Below are 14,852 nucleotides of genomic sequence, written 5' to 3'. Positions count from 1 at the left end.
AAAATGACCGGAGAGGCCACCCAAACCGTCGTGAAGCCCGGCCCGCTCAAGCGGCTGGGCGACGTGATCCAACTCGCCTATTTCCCGACCGATTTCGATGCGACCATGAAATACTGGATCGAAACGGTCGGCGTCGGCCCGTTCTTCGTCCTCAACGACGTGCGGCTCGACGACATGAAGTACAAGGGCCAGCCCACCGACGCCACGTTCACCATGGCCATCGGCTACTGGGGGGACATCCAGATCGAGCTTATCAAGACCGATTCCGATGCCCCCTCGCTCTATTCGGGCGAGTATGCGGTGCGCGATAGCCTGCACCACGTCTGCGTCTTCGTTGAATCGATCGCCGAAGCCCGCAAGGCCTGCGCCGAAGCCGGCGCCGAGGTGATCGTGGAGGGCAAGGTCGGCGCCGATGGCGAGGTGATCTATGTCGATCCCGGTCAGGGCCCCGGCCACGTAATCGAATACCTTCAGCCGCTTACCGGCACCGAAGGTCTGTTTCAGATGATGAAGGATGCCGCCCGCGACTGGGATGGCTCCGATCCGATCCGGGTGCTGCAATAATGAGCGAGATTTCCCAATACGCCCTCGACATGGCCGACAAGGTCGAGGCTTTCGTCCGTGAAAAGGTCGTCCCTTACGAGAAGGACCCGCGCCGCGATCACCACGGCGCGCCGACCGACGAACTGCTGATGGAACTGCGCGGCCTGGCCCGCGAGGCCGGCGTGCTCACGCCGCACATCCGCGCGGATGGCTCGCACCTCAACCAGCGCGAGACGGCGGTTGTGCTCATCAAGTCGGGCCTGTCGCCGCTGGGCCCGCTGGCCTGCAACACCATGGCGCCCGACGAGGGCAACATGTACCTCATCGGCCACGTCGGCTCGCCCGAACTGAAGGAGCGCTTCCTCAAGCCGCTGGTCGAGGGCAAGGGCCGCTCCGCCTTCTTCATGACCGAGCCGGCCGAATGGGGCGGCGCCGGTTCCGATCCGTCGATGATGAAGACCACCTGCCACAAGGATGGCAACCACTGGGTCATCAACGGCCGCAAGACCTTCATCACCGGCGCGCAGGGCGCGATGGTGGGTATCGTCATGGCGGCTTCGGCGGAGGAAGACACCAAGGGCGGCGCCTGCATGTTCCTGGTGGACCTGCCCGACGATGCCATCCGCATCGACGAGGTGCCGAACACCATCGACAGCTCGATGCCGGGTGGCCACGCCACCCTGACCATCGACAACCTGCGCGTGCCGGCCGAACACATGCTGGGCGACCCGGGCGAGGGCTTCAAGTATGCCCAGATCCGCCTGTCCCCGGCGCGCCTCTCGCATTGCATGCGCTGGCTGGGCTGCTGCATCCGCGCGCACGAGATCGCCAGCGACTATGCCTGCCGCCGCATGGCGTTCGGCAAGCAGCTGATCGAGCACGAAGGCGTCGGCTTCATGCTGGCGGAGAACGAAATCCTCATCAAGCAGTCCGAACTGATGATCGACTGGTGCGCATCGGTGCTCGACACCGGCTCGCTCGGCACGGTGGAAAGCTCGATGGCGAAGGTCTCGGTGTCCGAAGCACTGATGAAGATCGCCGACAACTGCGTGCAGGTGATGGGCGGCACGGGCGTTACCGAACGCACCATCGTCGAGCAGGTGTTCCGCGAAGTTCGCGCGTTCCGCATCTATGACGGCCCGACCGAAGTCCACAAGTGGAGCCTCGCCAAGAAGATCCGTCGCGAATGGCGCAAGGCGCAGGAAGCGGCGGCAAAGGAAGCCGAACCCGCATGAGCGACGTCGCTGAAGCCAACTCGGGCACCACCGCCGTGCGCGAGGGCTATACCTTCGACGAGGCGGCGCTGACCGCCTGGCTGGAAGCCAATGTCGAGGGCTTCGCCGGTCCGCTGAGCGTCGAGCAATTCAAGGGCGGCCAGTCCAACCCGACCTACAAGCTGGTGACGCCCTCGCGCAGCTACGTCCTGCGGCGCAAGCCGCCGGGCCAGCTGCTCAAGGGCGCCCATGCGGTGGAGCGTGAGGCCAAAGTGCTCTCCGCGCTTCACAGCGCGGGCTTCCCGGTGGCGAAGGTATATGGTTTGTGCGAAGCCGATGGCGTCATCGGCACCTGGTTCTACGTCATGGAAATGGTGGAAGGCCGCATCTTCTGGGATGCGACCGTCCCCGGCGTTTCGAATGAGGAACGCGCCGCGCTGTTCGATGCGATGAACGCGACGATGGCGCAGCTCCATTCCTATGATCCCGAAGTAATCGGACTGGGCGATTACGGCAGGCCGGGCAATTACTTCGCCCGTCAGGTCGGCCGCTGGTCGAAGCAGTATTTCGAGGACGAGGCGGCAGGCCGCAATCCGGACATGGACGCGGTGATCGCTTGGCTCGAAGCGAACATGCCTGCGGACGATGGCGCGTCCAGCGTGATCCACGGCGACTTCCGCATCGACAACATGATCTTCCACCCCACCGAGCCGCGCGTGCTGGCGGTGCTGGACTGGGAGCTGTCGACGCTGGGCCATCCGCTGGCGGACTTCGCCTACAACGCGATGATGTACCACATGCCGCCGCACATCGTCGCGGGGCTGGGCGGTGCGGATATCGCCGCGCTCGGTATCCCGAGCGAGCAGGACTACGTCGCCGCCTATTGCCGCCGCACCGGGCGCGAGGGGCTGCCGGACTATCGCTATTACATGGCGTTCAACTTCTTCCGCCTCGCCGCGATCTTCCACGGCATCAAGGGGCGCGTGATCCGGGGCACCGCCTCCAACGCCCAGGCGAAGGAGCGGGCAGAGGCCTTCCCCGAACTGGCACGGTTGGCGCTGGGGTTCACGCGGGGCTGAAGCGGCAAAGGGCGATGCACGTCCTTCGTAACTCACTCCATCACCCTGAACTCGTTTCAGGGTCCATCTGGACGGAAGCCGCGTGCGATAATGCAGTGAACCGTTCGGGCCGATGGCGAGACCACGCTTAAGCCAAAGCTGTCCGATGGACCCTGAAACGAGTTCAGGGTGATAGGGAGTTTATGGCGAAGTCAGGTATGATCTGGCCTGTCAGTGCCCAGACGAGTGACACGTCGCCCATTTCCTTGACTTTCCCTGCCCCCGGTCCTAACTGCCAGCCTTTCCGATCCCACAGATTCTTTACCGGGAGTGCCCATGGCGCGCGTTACTGTCGAAGATTGCGTCGACAAGATCCCCAACCGCTTCGACCTCGTCCTTCTTGCCGCGCAGCGTGCGCGTGAGATTTCGGGCGGCGCCGAACTGACCATCGATCGCGACCGCGACAAGAACCCCGTCGTCGCCCTGCGCGAAATCGCCGAGGAAACCGTGGTTCCCAAGAACCTCAAGGAAACGCTGGTCACTTCGATGCAGCGCGTCCTGCCCGATGACGACGACGAGATGGACGATGTCGGCTCGCTCAGTCAGTCGGCCGAGGCGCTGCGTATTACCGCGTCGGCTCCGACCCGCAACACGTCGCTGGGCGGCGATTACGACGGCTGATCGTAACCGTTGACTGCCGCCCGTACTTGACTGTGAGGGGGCGGCAGGCAACGATGCGGGCGTGTCCGCGAAATCGAAATTGCCACGTATCATCGGATTGACCGGGGGACCGCCCAGGAGGGCTGGTCCCCTTCGCGCGTCCGAGGCTCCCTCGAATGCGGTCGGCGAGCGCAAGGGCGCCACGATCGCCATCTACAGCGTCAAGGGCGGGGTCGGGAAAACGACTTTCTCCGCCAACCTCGCGTGGTGTTCGGCGGTGCAGAGCGGACACGGGACCTTGCTGTGGGATCTCGATGCCGCAGGCGGATCGGCGTTTCTCTACGGCCTTGAGCCGCAGGATACGCGGCTGGCCGAAGAGGTCTTCGCACGCGAACGCCGCGCCACGCGGCTGATCCAGCATACGGCTTTCGAGGGGCTGGACGTGCTCCCGGCGGATGAATCGACCCGTGCGCTCGACGCGCAACTGGTGAAGATCGGCAAGCGCAAACGGCTGGCGAAGCTGACCGAGGAGCTTTCGGCCGACTATCCGCGGATCATCCTCGATTGCCCGCCGGTGATGAACGAGCTTTCGGCGCAAGTCGTGCGTGCAGCGAACCTCGTTATCGTGCCGCTGCCGCCGTCGCCGCTCTCTTCGCGCGCCTTCGATCTGGTGGTTCGGGAGATTGCCGGGAATACTAAGCGGCACCCACCGATCCTGCCGGTTCTGTCGATGCTTGACATGCGCCGCGCCTTGCACAGACAGGCGTATGAGACGAGCCCGAACTGGCCCGCCATCCCTTACGCCAGCGCTGTCGAACAATGCGCCGTCCACCGCCAGCCGGTAGGCGCACTGGCGCCGCAAAGCGCGGCCACGCAGGCTTTCTCCCGTCTCTGGGCAGCGATCGAGAAGAAACTGGACCAACGCGGCTGAGCGGGCCTCACGTCTGCATTGCGCGAATTCCGATCGCGGCTTAGGTTTTGCGCCGTCAAACGGGGGCGAACATGAACGGGATCAGCGAAGCACTGGCGGAGCTTGGGCAGGGCACCGCCCTCGCATCGGCGGTGGAGCCGGAGGCTGTGCAGGGCCAGGGCGAAAGGCATGACGGCCACACGCACGAAGCGGATTGCCTGAATTGCCGGACCCATCTGGTCGGTTCGCATTGCCATGCCTGTGGTCAGGCGGCGCACGTCCATCGTACGCTGGGCGCGTTCTTCCACGATCTGCTGCACGGGGTTTTCCATTTCGAGGGGAAAATCTGGCGCACTCTGCCGCTCCTGGCCTGGCGGCCGGGACGGCTGACCCGCGAATATATCGAGGGGCGTCGCGCCAGCTATGTGTCACCGATCGCGTTGTTCCTGTTCTGCGTCTTCCTCATGTTCGCGGTCTTCCACGCGACCGAAGGGCATGAGGAGCCCGTAGCGCAGACCGCCGATTCCCAGGGTGTCGGAGACAGCATCAAGCGGCTCGAAGGCGAGATCGCCGGTGTCGAGGGCAAGAAAAAGGCCGCCGCCGCGAAAGGTCAACCGACCGCGCAATTCGAATACCAGTTGAAGGGGCAGCGCACGGCACTCGACACCTTGCGTGATATCGAGGCGGAGGGCGTGGACCGGAAGGTGAATCCGACCCGCAAGGTCAGCGACATCCCCGCGCTCGACAAGGCGATCAAGAAGTTCCGCTCCAATCCTGATCTGGCGAGCTACAAGCTCCAGACTTACGCCTACAAATACAGCTGGGCGCTGATCCCGATCTCGGTGCCGTTCCTGTGGCTGCTGTTTCCGTTCAGCCGACGCTTCCACCTTTACGATCACACGGTCTTCGTGACGTATTCGCTGTGTTTCATGACGCTGCTGGCGATCGTCGGCATGATTGCCGGGGCGATAGGCGTGGGCGGTCTGGTCGCGGCGCTGGTCCTGACTCCGCCGCTGCATATGTATCGGCAGTTGCGCGGGGCCTATGCCGTCGGCCGGGTCGGTGCCTTGTGGCGTACGGCGGTACTGCTCATCTTCGCCGCCATGGCGCTCGGGGTGTTCTTTACCCTGCTGATGGCGCAGACGAGCATGTAGGCCACGACAGGCCGGGCCTCAGTCGATGATCTTGACCGCAAGGCACGGTTGGAATCTGCCGGCTTCGGGATCTTCGCGATGCCACACGTCGATGACTTCGTAGTAGTGGAAGTATCCGTCCGCATCCCTGGCGATGGATTCGCCGACGCGGGGCAGGAAATCGAACCCTCCGGTGAAGAGCAATTGGTCGCCTTCGCCGTCATATATCTCGACCTGGGCCATCGCTCCCTCGCGGTTCATGATTATCCGGCGTTACAATACCGCACTTGCGACGGAGTGGGAACCTGATCGAACCGGAACACACCTTCATCCGGCCGCGACAAAGGAAAGGGGCGTCAGACTCGCATCTGACGCCCCTCCTGCATTCTCCTTTGGGGAGAACCCTATCTTTCCCGCTCAGGCGCCCTGCGGCGCCGTCCCGGTGAATCGGCGGCCGGCCTTGGGGATGGCAGAGCCCGAGAGCGGACGCGCCGCCGAAGGGCCGCGCGGCTCCGAGGGGCGGTCGATCTGGCCGCCTTCGAGAAGCTGCTTGATCTCGTCGCCGGAGAGCGTTTCGTATTCCAGCATGGCCTGGGCCAAGGTTTCCAGCGCCACGTTCTGATCCTTGAGGATCTGCGTCGCACGGGCGTGGGCGTTATCGACCAGAGCGCGGATTTCGCTGTCGATCAGCTGGTTGGTCTCGCTGGAGCCCATGGTGCGCTGCGTACCGCCCATGCCGAGGTAGCCTTCCTGGCTGTCCTCGTACTGGATCGGCCCGAGCTTGTCCGACATGCCCCATTTGGTGACCATCGAGCGCGCCAGACTGGTGGCATACTGGATGTCCGAGGAGGCGCCCGATGAGACCTTGTCGTAGCCGAAGATCAGTTCTTCCGCCACGCGGCCGCCCATCGCCACCGACAGGTTCGCGAGCATCTTGTCGCGGTGGTACGAGTAGCTGTCCCGCTCCGGCAAGCGCATGACCATGCCCAGCGCGCGGCCGCGCGGGATGATTGTCGCCTTGTGGATCGGGTCCGAAGCCGCTTCGTTCAGCGAGACGATGGCATGGCCTGCCTCATGGTAGGCGGTCATCTTCTTCTCGTCCTCGGTCATGACCATTGAGCGGCGTTCCGCGCCCATCATGACCTTGTCCTTGGCGTCCTCGAACTCCTGCATGGCGACGAGGCGCTTGTTGCGGCGCGCGGCGAGCAGGGCCGCCTCGTTGACGAGGTTGGCGAGGTCCGCGCCGGAGAAGCCCGGAGTACCGCGCGCGATCACGCGCGGGTTCACGTCGGGAGCCAGCGGCACCTTCTTCATGTGCACGGCGAGAATCTTCTCGCGGCCCTCGATGTCGGGCACAGGAACCACGACCTGGCGGTCGAAGCGGCCCGGGCGCAGCAGCGCGGGGTCGAGCACGTCGGGGCGGTTGGTCGCCGCGATGATGATGATGCCTTCGTTCGCCTCGAAGCCGTCCATCTCCACCAGCAACTGGTTCAACGTCTGCTCGCGCTCGTCGTTCGAGTTGCCGAGGCCGTGGCCACGGTGACGGCCGACAGCGTCGATTTCGTCGATGAAGACGATGCAGGGCGCGTTCTTCTTCGCCTGTTCGAACATGTCGCGTACGCGGCTGGCGCCGACGCCGACGAACATCTCGACGAAGTCGGAGCCCGAGATCGTGAAGAACGGCACGCCCGCCTCACCGGCGATGGCGCGGGCGAGCAGGGTCTTGCCGGTGCCGGGCGAACCGACCAGCAGCGCACCCTTGGGAATCTGGCCGCCGAGCTTGGAGAAGCGGGTGGGATCGCGCAGGAACTCGACGATCTCCTCCAGTTCCTCACGCGCTTCGTCGATGCCGGCGACGTCGTCGAAGGTAACGCGGCCGGAGCGTTCGGTCAGCATCTTGGCCTTGGACTTGCCGAAGCCCATCGCGCCCGACCCGCCGCCCTTCTGGACCTGGCGCAGCGCGAAGAAGGCGATACCGACGATCAGCAGGAACGGCAGGGTCTGCGCGAGAATGTAGAGCAGCAGGCTGCCCTGTTCGGCTTCCTTGCCCGAATACTTGACGTCGTTGCGCTGGAGCAGGTCGGTCAGGGTCTGGTCGTTGGGAACGGGGACGGTCGAGAAACTGTCTCCATTCTTGAGCTTTCCGTCGATCCGGTCTTCGGAAATCTCGACCGAGGCGACGCTGCCTTCGGCGACCTTGCTGCGGAAGTCGGAGTAGGGAATCGCCGGGCCGGTGGTGGCGCGCGATCCGAACATCGAGACCACCATAAGGAGCGCGAGGAAGATGCCGCCCCATACGAGCAGGCTCTTGACCCATGGGTTGCCGTTGGGCTGGTCGTCGTTCATTTTGCGGGAATCCGTCCTTTCGCGCTCCAATGTAGGCGCATGGCGCTGAATCACAAGTTAGCGCGGGCAGGAGTAGCGTCGTTTCGGCGCGATATCCGCGGCGATGAGCGTCCGGCGGTGTCTCAGGTGTTCACCGCGAGGCGGGAAAGCGGCAGTTCCAGCGTCATACGGGTGCCGCGCTCCCCGTTCTCCAGAGCAATCTGCCCTTCCAACTGCTGACTGAGAATGCGGGATATGCGTAAGCCGATCGACTGTGCCGAGACGGGGTCGAAACCCGGCGGCAAGCCGCATCCGTCATCCTCGACCCGCAGCAGCACATCGTCCTGGCGGCGCTCCAGGCGCACGGTGATGACGCCGCATGCGTCATCGGGAAAGCCGTGTTCGAGGGCATTGGCGATAGCCTCCGTCACGATCAGCGCGACCGGTACGGCGCTGTCGGGGCGCAGGGTGACGCCTTCCTGCGCTTCGACCTCGCAGGTGATCCCGGTCCGTGCACTCGACGCCATAGTCTTGGCGCACACTTCGCCGAGGAAGCGGTCGAGCGGAACGAGGCGGCCGTCATGATGGTAGAGCTGGCGCTGGATATTGCCGATGACCTGAAGCCGTGCAGCCGCATCCGACAGCGCGCGGCGCGCGATAGGCTCGGTAAGGGTGCGCATCTGCAGGGACAGCACGGCCCCCACCATCTGCAGGTTGTTGCCGACGCGGTGCTGCATCTCCTGGAACAGCAGTTCGGCGCGCTCGGCCAGCTGGCGGCGTTCCTCGGCGAGGGCGCGCACTTCCTCGCGGGCGCAGTGGAGGCGGTGGTTGGCAGCCTGCATGAAGTGGACGAGGGCGATATCGACCACCACGACGCCGGTGTAGAACAGCATCGCGGTCAATGTGCCGTGGTCAAAGGCGAAGGCCATCCGCGGCGGGATGAAGACGTACCAGGCGAACAGCCCGCACAGGATCGCGGCAAGGACGCCCGGGCGCGGTCCGAACAGGAACGAGCTGAGGATGACGGCCGGAAAGAAGGTCAGGAACGGGTAGCCCGGCGGGAATGCGGCATCGAGCACCCAGCGCAGCCAGAAGGCGAACAAGCAGAGCGCAGCGGTGGTGACGTAACGTACCAGAGGCCGGTCGGGAAGGAAGGGCAGGCGTTCGGTGAATCGGCTCGGACTGTTCAACGCGGACCTCAATCACCTTTGCGCGATCCATTCGCATGACTGGTATCGCATGGGTGAGACGCGCGAAAGGGAGGGCAGTTCCGATGTTGGGGAAAGGCGTCAGCGGCGGACGAGCTGGTAGTCGCCTGCGTCGTCGATCTGCGCCGCCCGGCCGGGATAGACGACGATCGTGGTGAAGGTCTCCTCAATGATGGCAGGCCCGGTGATCGCCATGCCGGGCAGGAGATCGCGTCCGAAGTTGATCGGCATTTGCGCGAAGCCCCGGCCGAGGTTGGCGCGGCGATGGCGGGAAGTGCGAGGGGCCACACCGCTGGGCGAACGGGTGGCTGCTGCCCGCAAAGCCTTCCCCGGTCGACAGGATGCCCGGCATGACGAGGGCATCGGTCACGGTCGGCTCCGTGCCGCCGCGCCCGTAGCAGATGGTCCGGACTCCGAGCCGGCCGAGCGCGGGCCGACCTGCAGCGTGCCGGAGTTGACGTGGCAGATCGAGCCGCCGCCTGCACCCAGCGTCTCCACTTTCACCATGGGCACGCCGATCAGGTAGCGGTGGTGCATGCCCGTCAGCACCCTGCCGTACCTGGCGCGCGCCGCTTCGAGGTTGACGTGTTCGTCGAGGACGTCCTTCTTCACGGCCTCGGGATCGCGCTGCAGCGCCGGGCCGAAGCCGCCGTCGCACAGGCCGCTCATGGGGTGCTCGACCGAGACCATCCCCGCCATTGCCGAAGTGTGCCTGAGCAACTGCTTGACGTTGAGCGACCCCGGCGTCCGGCCATTTAGCCACTTCCTCGCGCACGCGCCGCTCGGTCTGGGCGATGGACTGGTTGATCGCCGCGCGGGCGACCTGTGACCCCCACTGGGCCACGAGCGCGTTAAGCATCCCCACCGCGTGCCGGATCCCGCCGATCATCGCCGCGAGGTCTCCGGCGAAGCTCGGGAAGCGGTTGTTGCGTACCACGGTATCGAACACGTCGCGGCGCAGGCTGCCCCGGTGGACCAGTTTGAGGCAGGGATAGATCACGCCTTCACGAACAGGTCGGCGGCGTCGAGCGAGAACCCGCCGGGGTCCTTATCGCCGGTATTACCCTGGTGCGCCTGCGGGGTCTGGATGCAGACGAGTTCGCCGTTCCCGTCGTAGACCGGTCCATAGACGCAGTAGTCCGTCAGGTGGCCACCGCCATGGTCGGGGTCGTTGGCGAGGAACACGTCGCCCGCCCCCAGTCGTAGCGCTCCCGGTTCATCAGGACCCAGCGCGTCTCCATCTGGTTCACGAAAGTGAGGTGCGGCGTGCCTACGGCCCCCATCGCGAGTTGGCCTTGCGCATCGACGATCGCGGCATTGCGCTCGTTCGACTGGTGATGATCGGCGAGCTTGCCGCCCGGCCAGCCTGCGGTTCAGCTCATCGGACATGCCTGCCTCTTCCTCCTCCCTGACGGGCCCGGGATACGTGCGGGCGCGATTGTCTTCTCGACAAAGCGCGCCGGGCGGCGTGCATTTTACGAAAGGCGGCGCTATCGGCCGGGCTGCCAGTGTATCGGAGCCTATCCCGCGATGAAGACGAGACCCCGCATCCATCCCGTCTACGCCGAAATGGGCACGACGGTGTTCGAGCGAATGTCCGCGCTCGCCCGCGAGACCGGCGCGATCAATCTCGGGCAGGGCTTCCCCGATGGCCCGCCGCCTGCGCCCCTGCTGGAAGCGGCGGCGCGGGCGCTACATGAACAGTCGAACCAGTATCCGCCGGGTGTCGGGCTTCCCGCGCTGCGCGAGGCCGTCTGCGCCCACTATGCGCGCACGCAGGGGCTGGCACTCGCGCCCTCGGAGGTCGTCGTCACGTCCGGCGCCACCGAGGCCATCGCCGCCGCAGTGCTGGCGCTGGTGTCGGAGGGCGACGAGGTGATCCTGTTTCAGCCTGCTTACGACGCCTATGCGCCAATGGTGCGGCGGGCTGGAGGCGTACCCGTCTCGGTCCTGCTGCAACTGCCGCATTTCCGTTACGATGCGGCGGCGCTGGAGGCGGCGGTGACGCCCCGGACACGCGCGATCATGCTCAACGATCCGCTCAATCCCGCCGGCACCGTGGCGAGCGCCGATGAGCTTGCGATGATCGCGCGGTTCTGCACCAGGCACGATCTTGTCGCCATCTGCGACGAGGTGTGGGAGCAGGTGCGCTTCGACGGCGCGGCGCATCGCTCGCTGATGGCCTGCGAAGGCATGGCGGAGCGGGTAGTGAAGATCGGCTCGGCGGGTAAGATCTTCGGCCTTACCGGCTGGAAGATCGGCTGGATGGCCGCGAAGGGAGACCTCGGTTCTGCGCTCGCGCGGGTGCACCAGTTCCTCACGTTCACCACGGCGGTTCCACTGCAATGGGCCGTCGCCGAAGGACTGGAGCGGGCGGACATTCTCGATGGATTGCACGCCGACTGGGCTGCTTCCCGTGCCCGGCTCAAGGCGGGGTTGGAGGCGGCGGGGCTAACCGTCCTGCCTAACGCGGCGACGTGGTTCCTGTGCATCGACCTCGCCGCATCCGGCATCGCTCTGACCGACCGCGAATTCAGCGAGCGGGCGCTGCGCGAGGCGGGCGTGGCTACGGTTCCCGTCAGCGCCTTGTATGAGAGCGGCCAGAACGGGCAAGGCGCCCCGAGCCATATCGTGCGCCTGTGCTTCACCAAGCCCGACGACGTGCTCGACGAGGCGCTGGAGCGGATCTCCGCATGGGTGCGCGGCCTGTGAGCGTCCTGCGCTGGCGTCCGATGCGCGCCGAAGACATCGACGGCGTCGTGGACGTGGCGCGCACGGCGTTCCCCGACCATTTCGAAGCGCGGGCGTGTTTCGCCGAGCGGTTCGCGCTGTTCGCGCCGGGCTGCTTCGTGCTGGCGGATCCGGTGACGGAAGGCGTGAAAGGTTACCTCGTCGCTTATCCGTGGCCGCTTGGGGCCATCCCTCCACTCGACAGTCTGCTCGGCACGTTGCCGGAGGAGCGCGAGGCGTTCTACCTTCATGATCTTGCCCTGCATCCGGACGCGCGCGGACTAGGACATGCAGGTCCCGCAGTAAGGCGGCTTTTCAAGGGCCTGCGCGCGCTTGGCGGGCAGGAGGTTGCGCTGGTTTCGGTCAACGACACCCTGGCGTTCTGGCGGGGTCAGGGCTTTGCGGCGGTCGCCGCAGACGATGCTTTGCGCCGCAAGCTCTCCAGCTACGGGCCGGACGCGCGGTACATGCGCCGCGCGATCTGAAGGCGCTTCTCCGTCTGCCGGAGAGCGATGAAATCAGGGGCTTGACGCCATGCTGCGCTGCGGCATCCTTCGTCCTTTCCAGACACCGGTGGGGGCCAGATGTATCACGCACAGACGCACGCAACTGGGGACGGCACCCTCTGGAACGCGGACCTTGCGCCCACTGATGCAACGCAGCGAAACTGGCGCTGGTGGCACTTCGCGGCGCTGTGGGTGGGCATGGTGGTCGCCGTTCCGACGTGGATGCTTGCTGCCGGTCTGATCGAGCAGGGCATGTCGGCGACGCAGGCGGCGCTGACGGTGGTGCTGGGCAATGTCGTGATCCTCGTGCCGATGCTGCTGATCGGGCATTCCGGAACGCGCTACGGCGTGCCTTTCGCGGTACTGGTGCGGGCTTCCTTCGGCACCGTGGGCGCGCGGCTGCCTGCGCTCGCCCGCGCGCTTGTCGCTTGTGGATGGTACGGCATCCAGACGTGGATCGGCGGAGAGGCCCTGCTGACCCTGCTCGGCATCTTTCTCGGCGCGGACCTGCGGGGGACGCCTCTGCCGTTCTTCGGGATCGGGCTGGGCCAGCTGCTGGCCTTCATGGCGTTCTGGCTGGTGCAGCTGCTGTTCGTGCGCAAGGGCCTGCTGACGATCCGGCGGCTGGAGACCTGGACCGCGCCGCTCAAGATCGTGGCGTGCGTGGCGCTGCTGTGGTGGGCGATCGATGCGGCCGGCGGGATCGGCCCGATCTTCTCGGCGCCGTCCGCCTTCGGGCCGGGCGGAGCGAAGGAAGGGCAGTTCTGGGCGGTCTGGCTTCCGTCGATGACCGCCATGGTCGGGTTCTGGGGCACGCTGGCGCTCAACATTCCGGACTTCACTCGCTTCGCGAAGACCCAGCGAGACCAGATGATCGGCCAGACGCTCGGCCTGCCGCCGACGATGGGACTGATCGCGCTGATCAGTGTGATGACCACTTCGGCGACCGTGGTGATCTACGGCCATGCGATCTGGGACCCGGTAGCGCTGGCGGGCACGCTGTCGGGGCCGTTCGTGCTGCTGGGGCTGATCGTGATCGCGGTCGATACGGTGTCGTGCAACATCGCGGCGAACCTGGTGTGCTCGGCCTATGACTTCGCCTCGCTGAGCCCTTCGCGCATTTCCTACCGCACCGGCGCGTTGATCACGGCGGTGATCGGCCTCGTCATCATGCCGTGGAAGCTGATGGCCAGTACCGATGGCTACATCTTCACGTGGCTGACCGGCTACGGCGCGCTGCTCGGGCCGATCACCGGCATCCTGATCGCCGACTACTGGCTGGTGCGCGAGACAAAGCTGGACGTCGAGGGCCTCTACAGCGAGACCGGCCCTTACGTGTACGGCAATGGCTGGAACCCGCGCGCGCTGATCGCGCTGGCGCTGGGCATCGCGCCGAATGTGCCGGGCTTCCTCGAGGTTTCGGCGCCGGGCCTGTTCGGCGGATTCGGAGAGTTGTGGTCGGTGATCTATACATATGCGTGGTTCGTTGGCGTGGGTGTTGCGCTGGCGTCCTATGCGCTGATGATGCGCGGACGCGTCGCGCCTTCGATGCTGGAGCCGCAGACGGCCTGATATTTCAGGCGTTCAGGCCGCCGTTCACGCTCAGAACCTGCCCGGTCATCCGCCGGGCTCCGTCGCCGCACAGGAACAGTGCGAGCGGGGCGATGTCGTCGGCGGTGGGCAGGCCTAAGCCCGCGCGCTGCGCGGCCTTGGCCATGCGTTCCGAACCCATGCGCATGGCGCTCTCGCTGCCTTCGACATAGCTGGGGGAGATGACGTGAGCGCGGATACCGTCGCGCGCGGCCTCGACGGCGAAGTTGCGGATGAAACCTATGGTTCCGGCCCGTGCTGCGCCGATCAGCGTCTGGCGCGGCGCCGCATAGATACCCGCATCCGAAACGAAGGCGATCAGCGTTCCGCCCTGCTGCGCCAGCATATCGTAGGTGGCATGGGCAAGCCGTTCGATCCAGCCGATCGAGACCTTGAGGAAATCGCCGAAGACTTCCGGCGAGGTGCCCGGGAACAGGCCGGTAATACCTTGCGGGCCGGTCGCGGTGCAGTCGATCACGGCATCGATACGGCCGTATTGCTCGGCCACTTCGGCAACGAGGACTTCGGCGGCGTCCTCCTCCCATATGTCGGCAGCGAAGCCGTCTATCGTGCCAAAATCGGAAAGATCGACCACCATGTCCTGCAGCTTCTCGGGACTGCGGCCGTGAAGCGCGACTTTCCAGCCCTGATCCAGAGCCAGGCGGGCAATGGCGCTGCCGATGGAGCCGGAGCCACCGGCGATGAGGAGAACGCGGGTCTCGGTCATGCGCTCTCGTTCTGACATCCTCCCCGTTGCATCGCAATGGGGAGGGGGACCGCCGACGAAGTCGGTGGTGGAGGGGGGATAAGACCCCTCCGTCAGCGCTTCGCGCTGCCACCTCCCCATCGCTGCGCGGCAGGGAGGATTTGCGCGATCAGTCGCTTTCGAATGCGGCGCGCATGTCGTCGGGGGCGAGGTCGGAGAACTTGGTGATGCGTGCTTCGAAGCGCAGGCGGACCTTGCCGGTGGCGCCG

Annotated in this window: 16 protein-coding genes and 1 pseudogene; 9 read left to right on the top strand and 8 right to left on the bottom strand. The window is 65.5% G+C overall.

Annotated elements, in window-relative coordinates:
- Nucleotides 1–3: 3 nt before the first annotated feature.
- From LH128_RS10160 to LH128_RS10135, 6 genes are all read left to right on the top strand, one after another.
- Complete coding sequence (locus LH128_RS10160; RefSeq protein ID WP_008829536.1) at nucleotides 4–564, top strand: VOC family protein; 561 nt, start codon at nucleotides 4–6, stop codon at nucleotides 562–564.
- Complete coding sequence (locus tag LH128_RS10155; RefSeq protein ID WP_008829535.1) at nucleotides 564–1,778, top strand: acyl-CoA dehydrogenase family protein; 1,215 nt, start codon at nucleotides 564–566, stop codon at nucleotides 1,776–1,778. The genes LH128_RS10160 and LH128_RS10155 overlap by 1 nt, the downstream gene beginning before the upstream one ends.
- Complete coding sequence (locus LH128_RS10150; protein WP_008829534.1) at nucleotides 1,775–2,836, top strand: phosphotransferase; 1,062 nt, start codon at nucleotides 1,775–1,777, stop codon at nucleotides 2,834–2,836. The genes LH128_RS10155 and LH128_RS10150 overlap by 4 nt, the downstream gene beginning before the upstream one ends.
- A 315-nt stretch (nucleotides 2,837–3,151) precedes the next feature.
- A complete protein-coding gene (gene rpoZ, locus LH128_RS10145) occupies nucleotides 3,152–3,496 on the top strand; it encodes a DNA-directed RNA polymerase subunit omega (RefSeq protein ID WP_008829533.1) in 345 nt (114 codons plus the stop codon).
- Between the two features lie 97 nt (nucleotides 3,497–3,593).
- Entirely contained in the window at nucleotides 3,594–4,406 is an 813-nt protein-coding gene (locus LH128_RS10140; protein ID WP_008829532.1) for a ParA family protein, read from the top strand.
- A gap of 71 nt (nucleotides 4,407–4,477) precedes the next feature.
- Complete coding sequence (locus LH128_RS10135) at nucleotides 4,478–5,539, top strand: DUF3667 domain-containing protein (protein ID WP_008829531.1); 1,062 nt, start codon at nucleotides 4,478–4,480, stop codon at nucleotides 5,537–5,539.
- Between the two features lie 18 nt (nucleotides 5,540–5,557).
- Here LH128_RS10135 and LH128_RS10130 read toward each other — a convergent pair whose 3' ends face one another.
- From LH128_RS10130 to LH128_RS34465, 7 genes and pseudogenes are all read right to left on the bottom strand, one after another.
- Nucleotides 5,558–5,779, bottom strand: coding sequence for a hypothetical protein (locus tag LH128_RS10130; RefSeq protein WP_172705015.1), 222 nt, complete (start codon nucleotides 5,777–5,779; stop codon nucleotides 5,558–5,560).
- Between the two features lie 156 nt (nucleotides 5,780–5,935).
- Entirely contained in the window at nucleotides 5,936–7,864 is a 1,929-nt protein-coding gene (gene ftsH, locus LH128_RS10125; protein WP_008829529.1) for an ATP-dependent zinc metalloprotease FtsH, read from the bottom strand.
- A gap of 122 nt (nucleotides 7,865–7,986) precedes the next feature.
- Complete coding sequence (locus LH128_RS10120; protein ID WP_008829528.1) at nucleotides 7,987–9,033, bottom strand: sensor histidine kinase; 1,047 nt, start codon at nucleotides 9,031–9,033, stop codon at nucleotides 7,987–7,989.
- Nucleotides 9,034–9,132: 99 nt separating this feature from the next.
- A complete protein-coding gene (locus LH128_RS34475; protein WP_051211460.1) occupies nucleotides 9,133–9,339 on the bottom strand; it encodes a hypothetical protein in 207 nt (68 codons plus the stop codon).
- A 78-nt stretch (nucleotides 9,340–9,417) separates the two neighbouring features.
- Nucleotides 9,418–9,720 (bottom strand): hydantoinase/oxoprolinase family protein, encoded by a 303-nt coding sequence (locus tag LH128_RS34470; RefSeq protein WP_327195127.1) that lies wholly within the window; start codon nucleotides 9,718–9,720, stop codon nucleotides 9,418–9,420.
- 124 nt (nucleotides 9,721–9,844) lie between these two features.
- Nucleotides 9,845–10,236 (bottom strand): annotated as a pseudogene (locus LH128_RS34055) (hydantoinase B/oxoprolinase family protein); the annotation flags it as partial.
- The gene (locus LH128_RS34465; protein ID WP_236727264.1) at nucleotides 10,194–10,334 is read right to left on the bottom strand and encodes a hypothetical protein; all 141 of its coding nucleotides are present in this window, start codon (nucleotides 10,332–10,334) and stop codon (nucleotides 10,194–10,196) included. The pseudogene LH128_RS34055 and the gene LH128_RS34465, both read right to left, overlap by 43 nt.
- A 247-nt stretch (nucleotides 10,335–10,581) precedes the next feature.
- Between LH128_RS34465 and LH128_RS10110 the strand changes: the two genes are divergently transcribed.
- From LH128_RS10110 to LH128_RS10100, 3 genes are all read left to right on the top strand, one after another.
- Entirely contained in the window at nucleotides 10,582–11,763 is a 1,182-nt protein-coding gene (locus LH128_RS10110) for an aminotransferase (RefSeq protein ID WP_008829524.1), read from the top strand.
- Entirely contained in the window at nucleotides 11,745–12,266 is a 522-nt protein-coding gene (locus LH128_RS10105; protein ID WP_008829523.1) for a GNAT family N-acetyltransferase, read from the top strand. The genes LH128_RS10110 and LH128_RS10105 overlap by 19 nt, the downstream gene beginning before the upstream one ends.
- 99 nt (nucleotides 12,267–12,365) lie before the next feature.
- Nucleotides 12,366–13,859: an NCS1 family nucleobase:cation symporter-1 gene (locus LH128_RS10100; protein ID WP_008829522.1), complete on the top strand. Its 1,494-nt coding sequence runs from the start codon at nucleotides 12,366–12,368 to the stop codon at nucleotides 13,857–13,859.
- A gap of 4 nt (nucleotides 13,860–13,863) precedes the next feature.
- Here LH128_RS10100 and LH128_RS10095 read toward each other — a convergent pair whose 3' ends face one another.
- A complete protein-coding gene (locus tag LH128_RS10095) occupies nucleotides 13,864–14,604 on the bottom strand; it encodes an SDR family NAD(P)-dependent oxidoreductase (protein ID WP_008829521.1) in 741 nt (246 codons plus the stop codon).
- Nucleotides 14,605–14,852 lie beyond the last annotated feature (248 nt).

Origin of the sequence: Sphingomonas sp. LH128, from assembly GCF_000293195.2 — a bacterium.
In the GTDB taxonomy this organism is placed as follows: Bacteria; Pseudomonadota; Alphaproteobacteria; order Sphingomonadales; family Sphingomonadaceae; genus Novosphingobium; species Novosphingobium resinovorum_A.
This window is presented reverse-complemented; position numbering and strand designations above follow the sequence as displayed.

Bases quoted from the DNA above. Each gene is read 5' to 3' on its own strand.
- LH128_RS10160 (WP_008829536.1), top strand. From the start codon at position 4: ATGACCGGAGAGGCCACCCAAACCGTCGTGAAGCCCGGCCCGCTCAAG.
- LH128_RS10155 (WP_008829535.1), top strand. From the start codon at position 564: ATGAGCGAGATTTCCCAATACGCCCTCGACATGGCCGACAAGGTCGAG.
- LH128_RS10150 (WP_008829534.1), top strand. From the start codon at position 1,775: ATGAGCGACGTCGCTGAAGCCAACTCGGGCACCACCGCCGTGCGCGAG.
- rpoZ (WP_008829533.1), top strand. From the start codon at position 3,152: ATGGCGCGCGTTACTGTCGAAGATTGCGTCGACAAGATCCCCAACCGC.
- LH128_RS10135 (WP_008829531.1), top strand. From the start codon at position 4,478: ATGAACGGGATCAGCGAAGCACTGGCGGAGCTTGGGCAGGGCACCGCC.
- LH128_RS10130 (WP_172705015.1), bottom strand. From the start codon at position 5,779: ATGAACCGCGAGGGAGCGATGGCCCAGGTCGAGATATATGACGGCGAA.
- ftsH (WP_008829529.1), bottom strand. From the start codon at position 7,864: ATGAACGACGACCAGCCCAACGGCAACCCATGGGTCAAGAGCCTGCTC.
- LH128_RS34470 (WP_327195127.1), bottom strand. From the start codon at position 9,720: ATGAGCGGCCTGTGCGACGGCGGCTTCGGCCCGGCGCTGCAGCGCGAT.
- LH128_RS34465 (WP_236727264.1), bottom strand. From the start codon at position 10,334: ATGGGGGCCGTAGGCACGCCGCACCTCACTTTCGTGAACCAGATGGAG.
- LH128_RS10110 (WP_008829524.1), top strand. From the start codon at position 10,582: ATGAAGACGAGACCCCGCATCCATCCCGTCTACGCCGAAATGGGCACG.
- LH128_RS10105 (WP_008829523.1), top strand. From the start codon at position 11,745: ATGGGTGCGCGGCCTGTGAGCGTCCTGCGCTGGCGTCCGATGCGCGCC.
- LH128_RS10100 (WP_008829522.1), top strand. From the start codon at position 12,366: ATGTATCACGCACAGACGCACGCAACTGGGGACGGCACCCTCTGGAAC.
- LH128_RS10095 (WP_008829521.1), bottom strand. From the start codon at position 14,604: ATGACCGAGACCCGCGTTCTCCTCATCGCCGGTGGCTCCGGCTCCATC.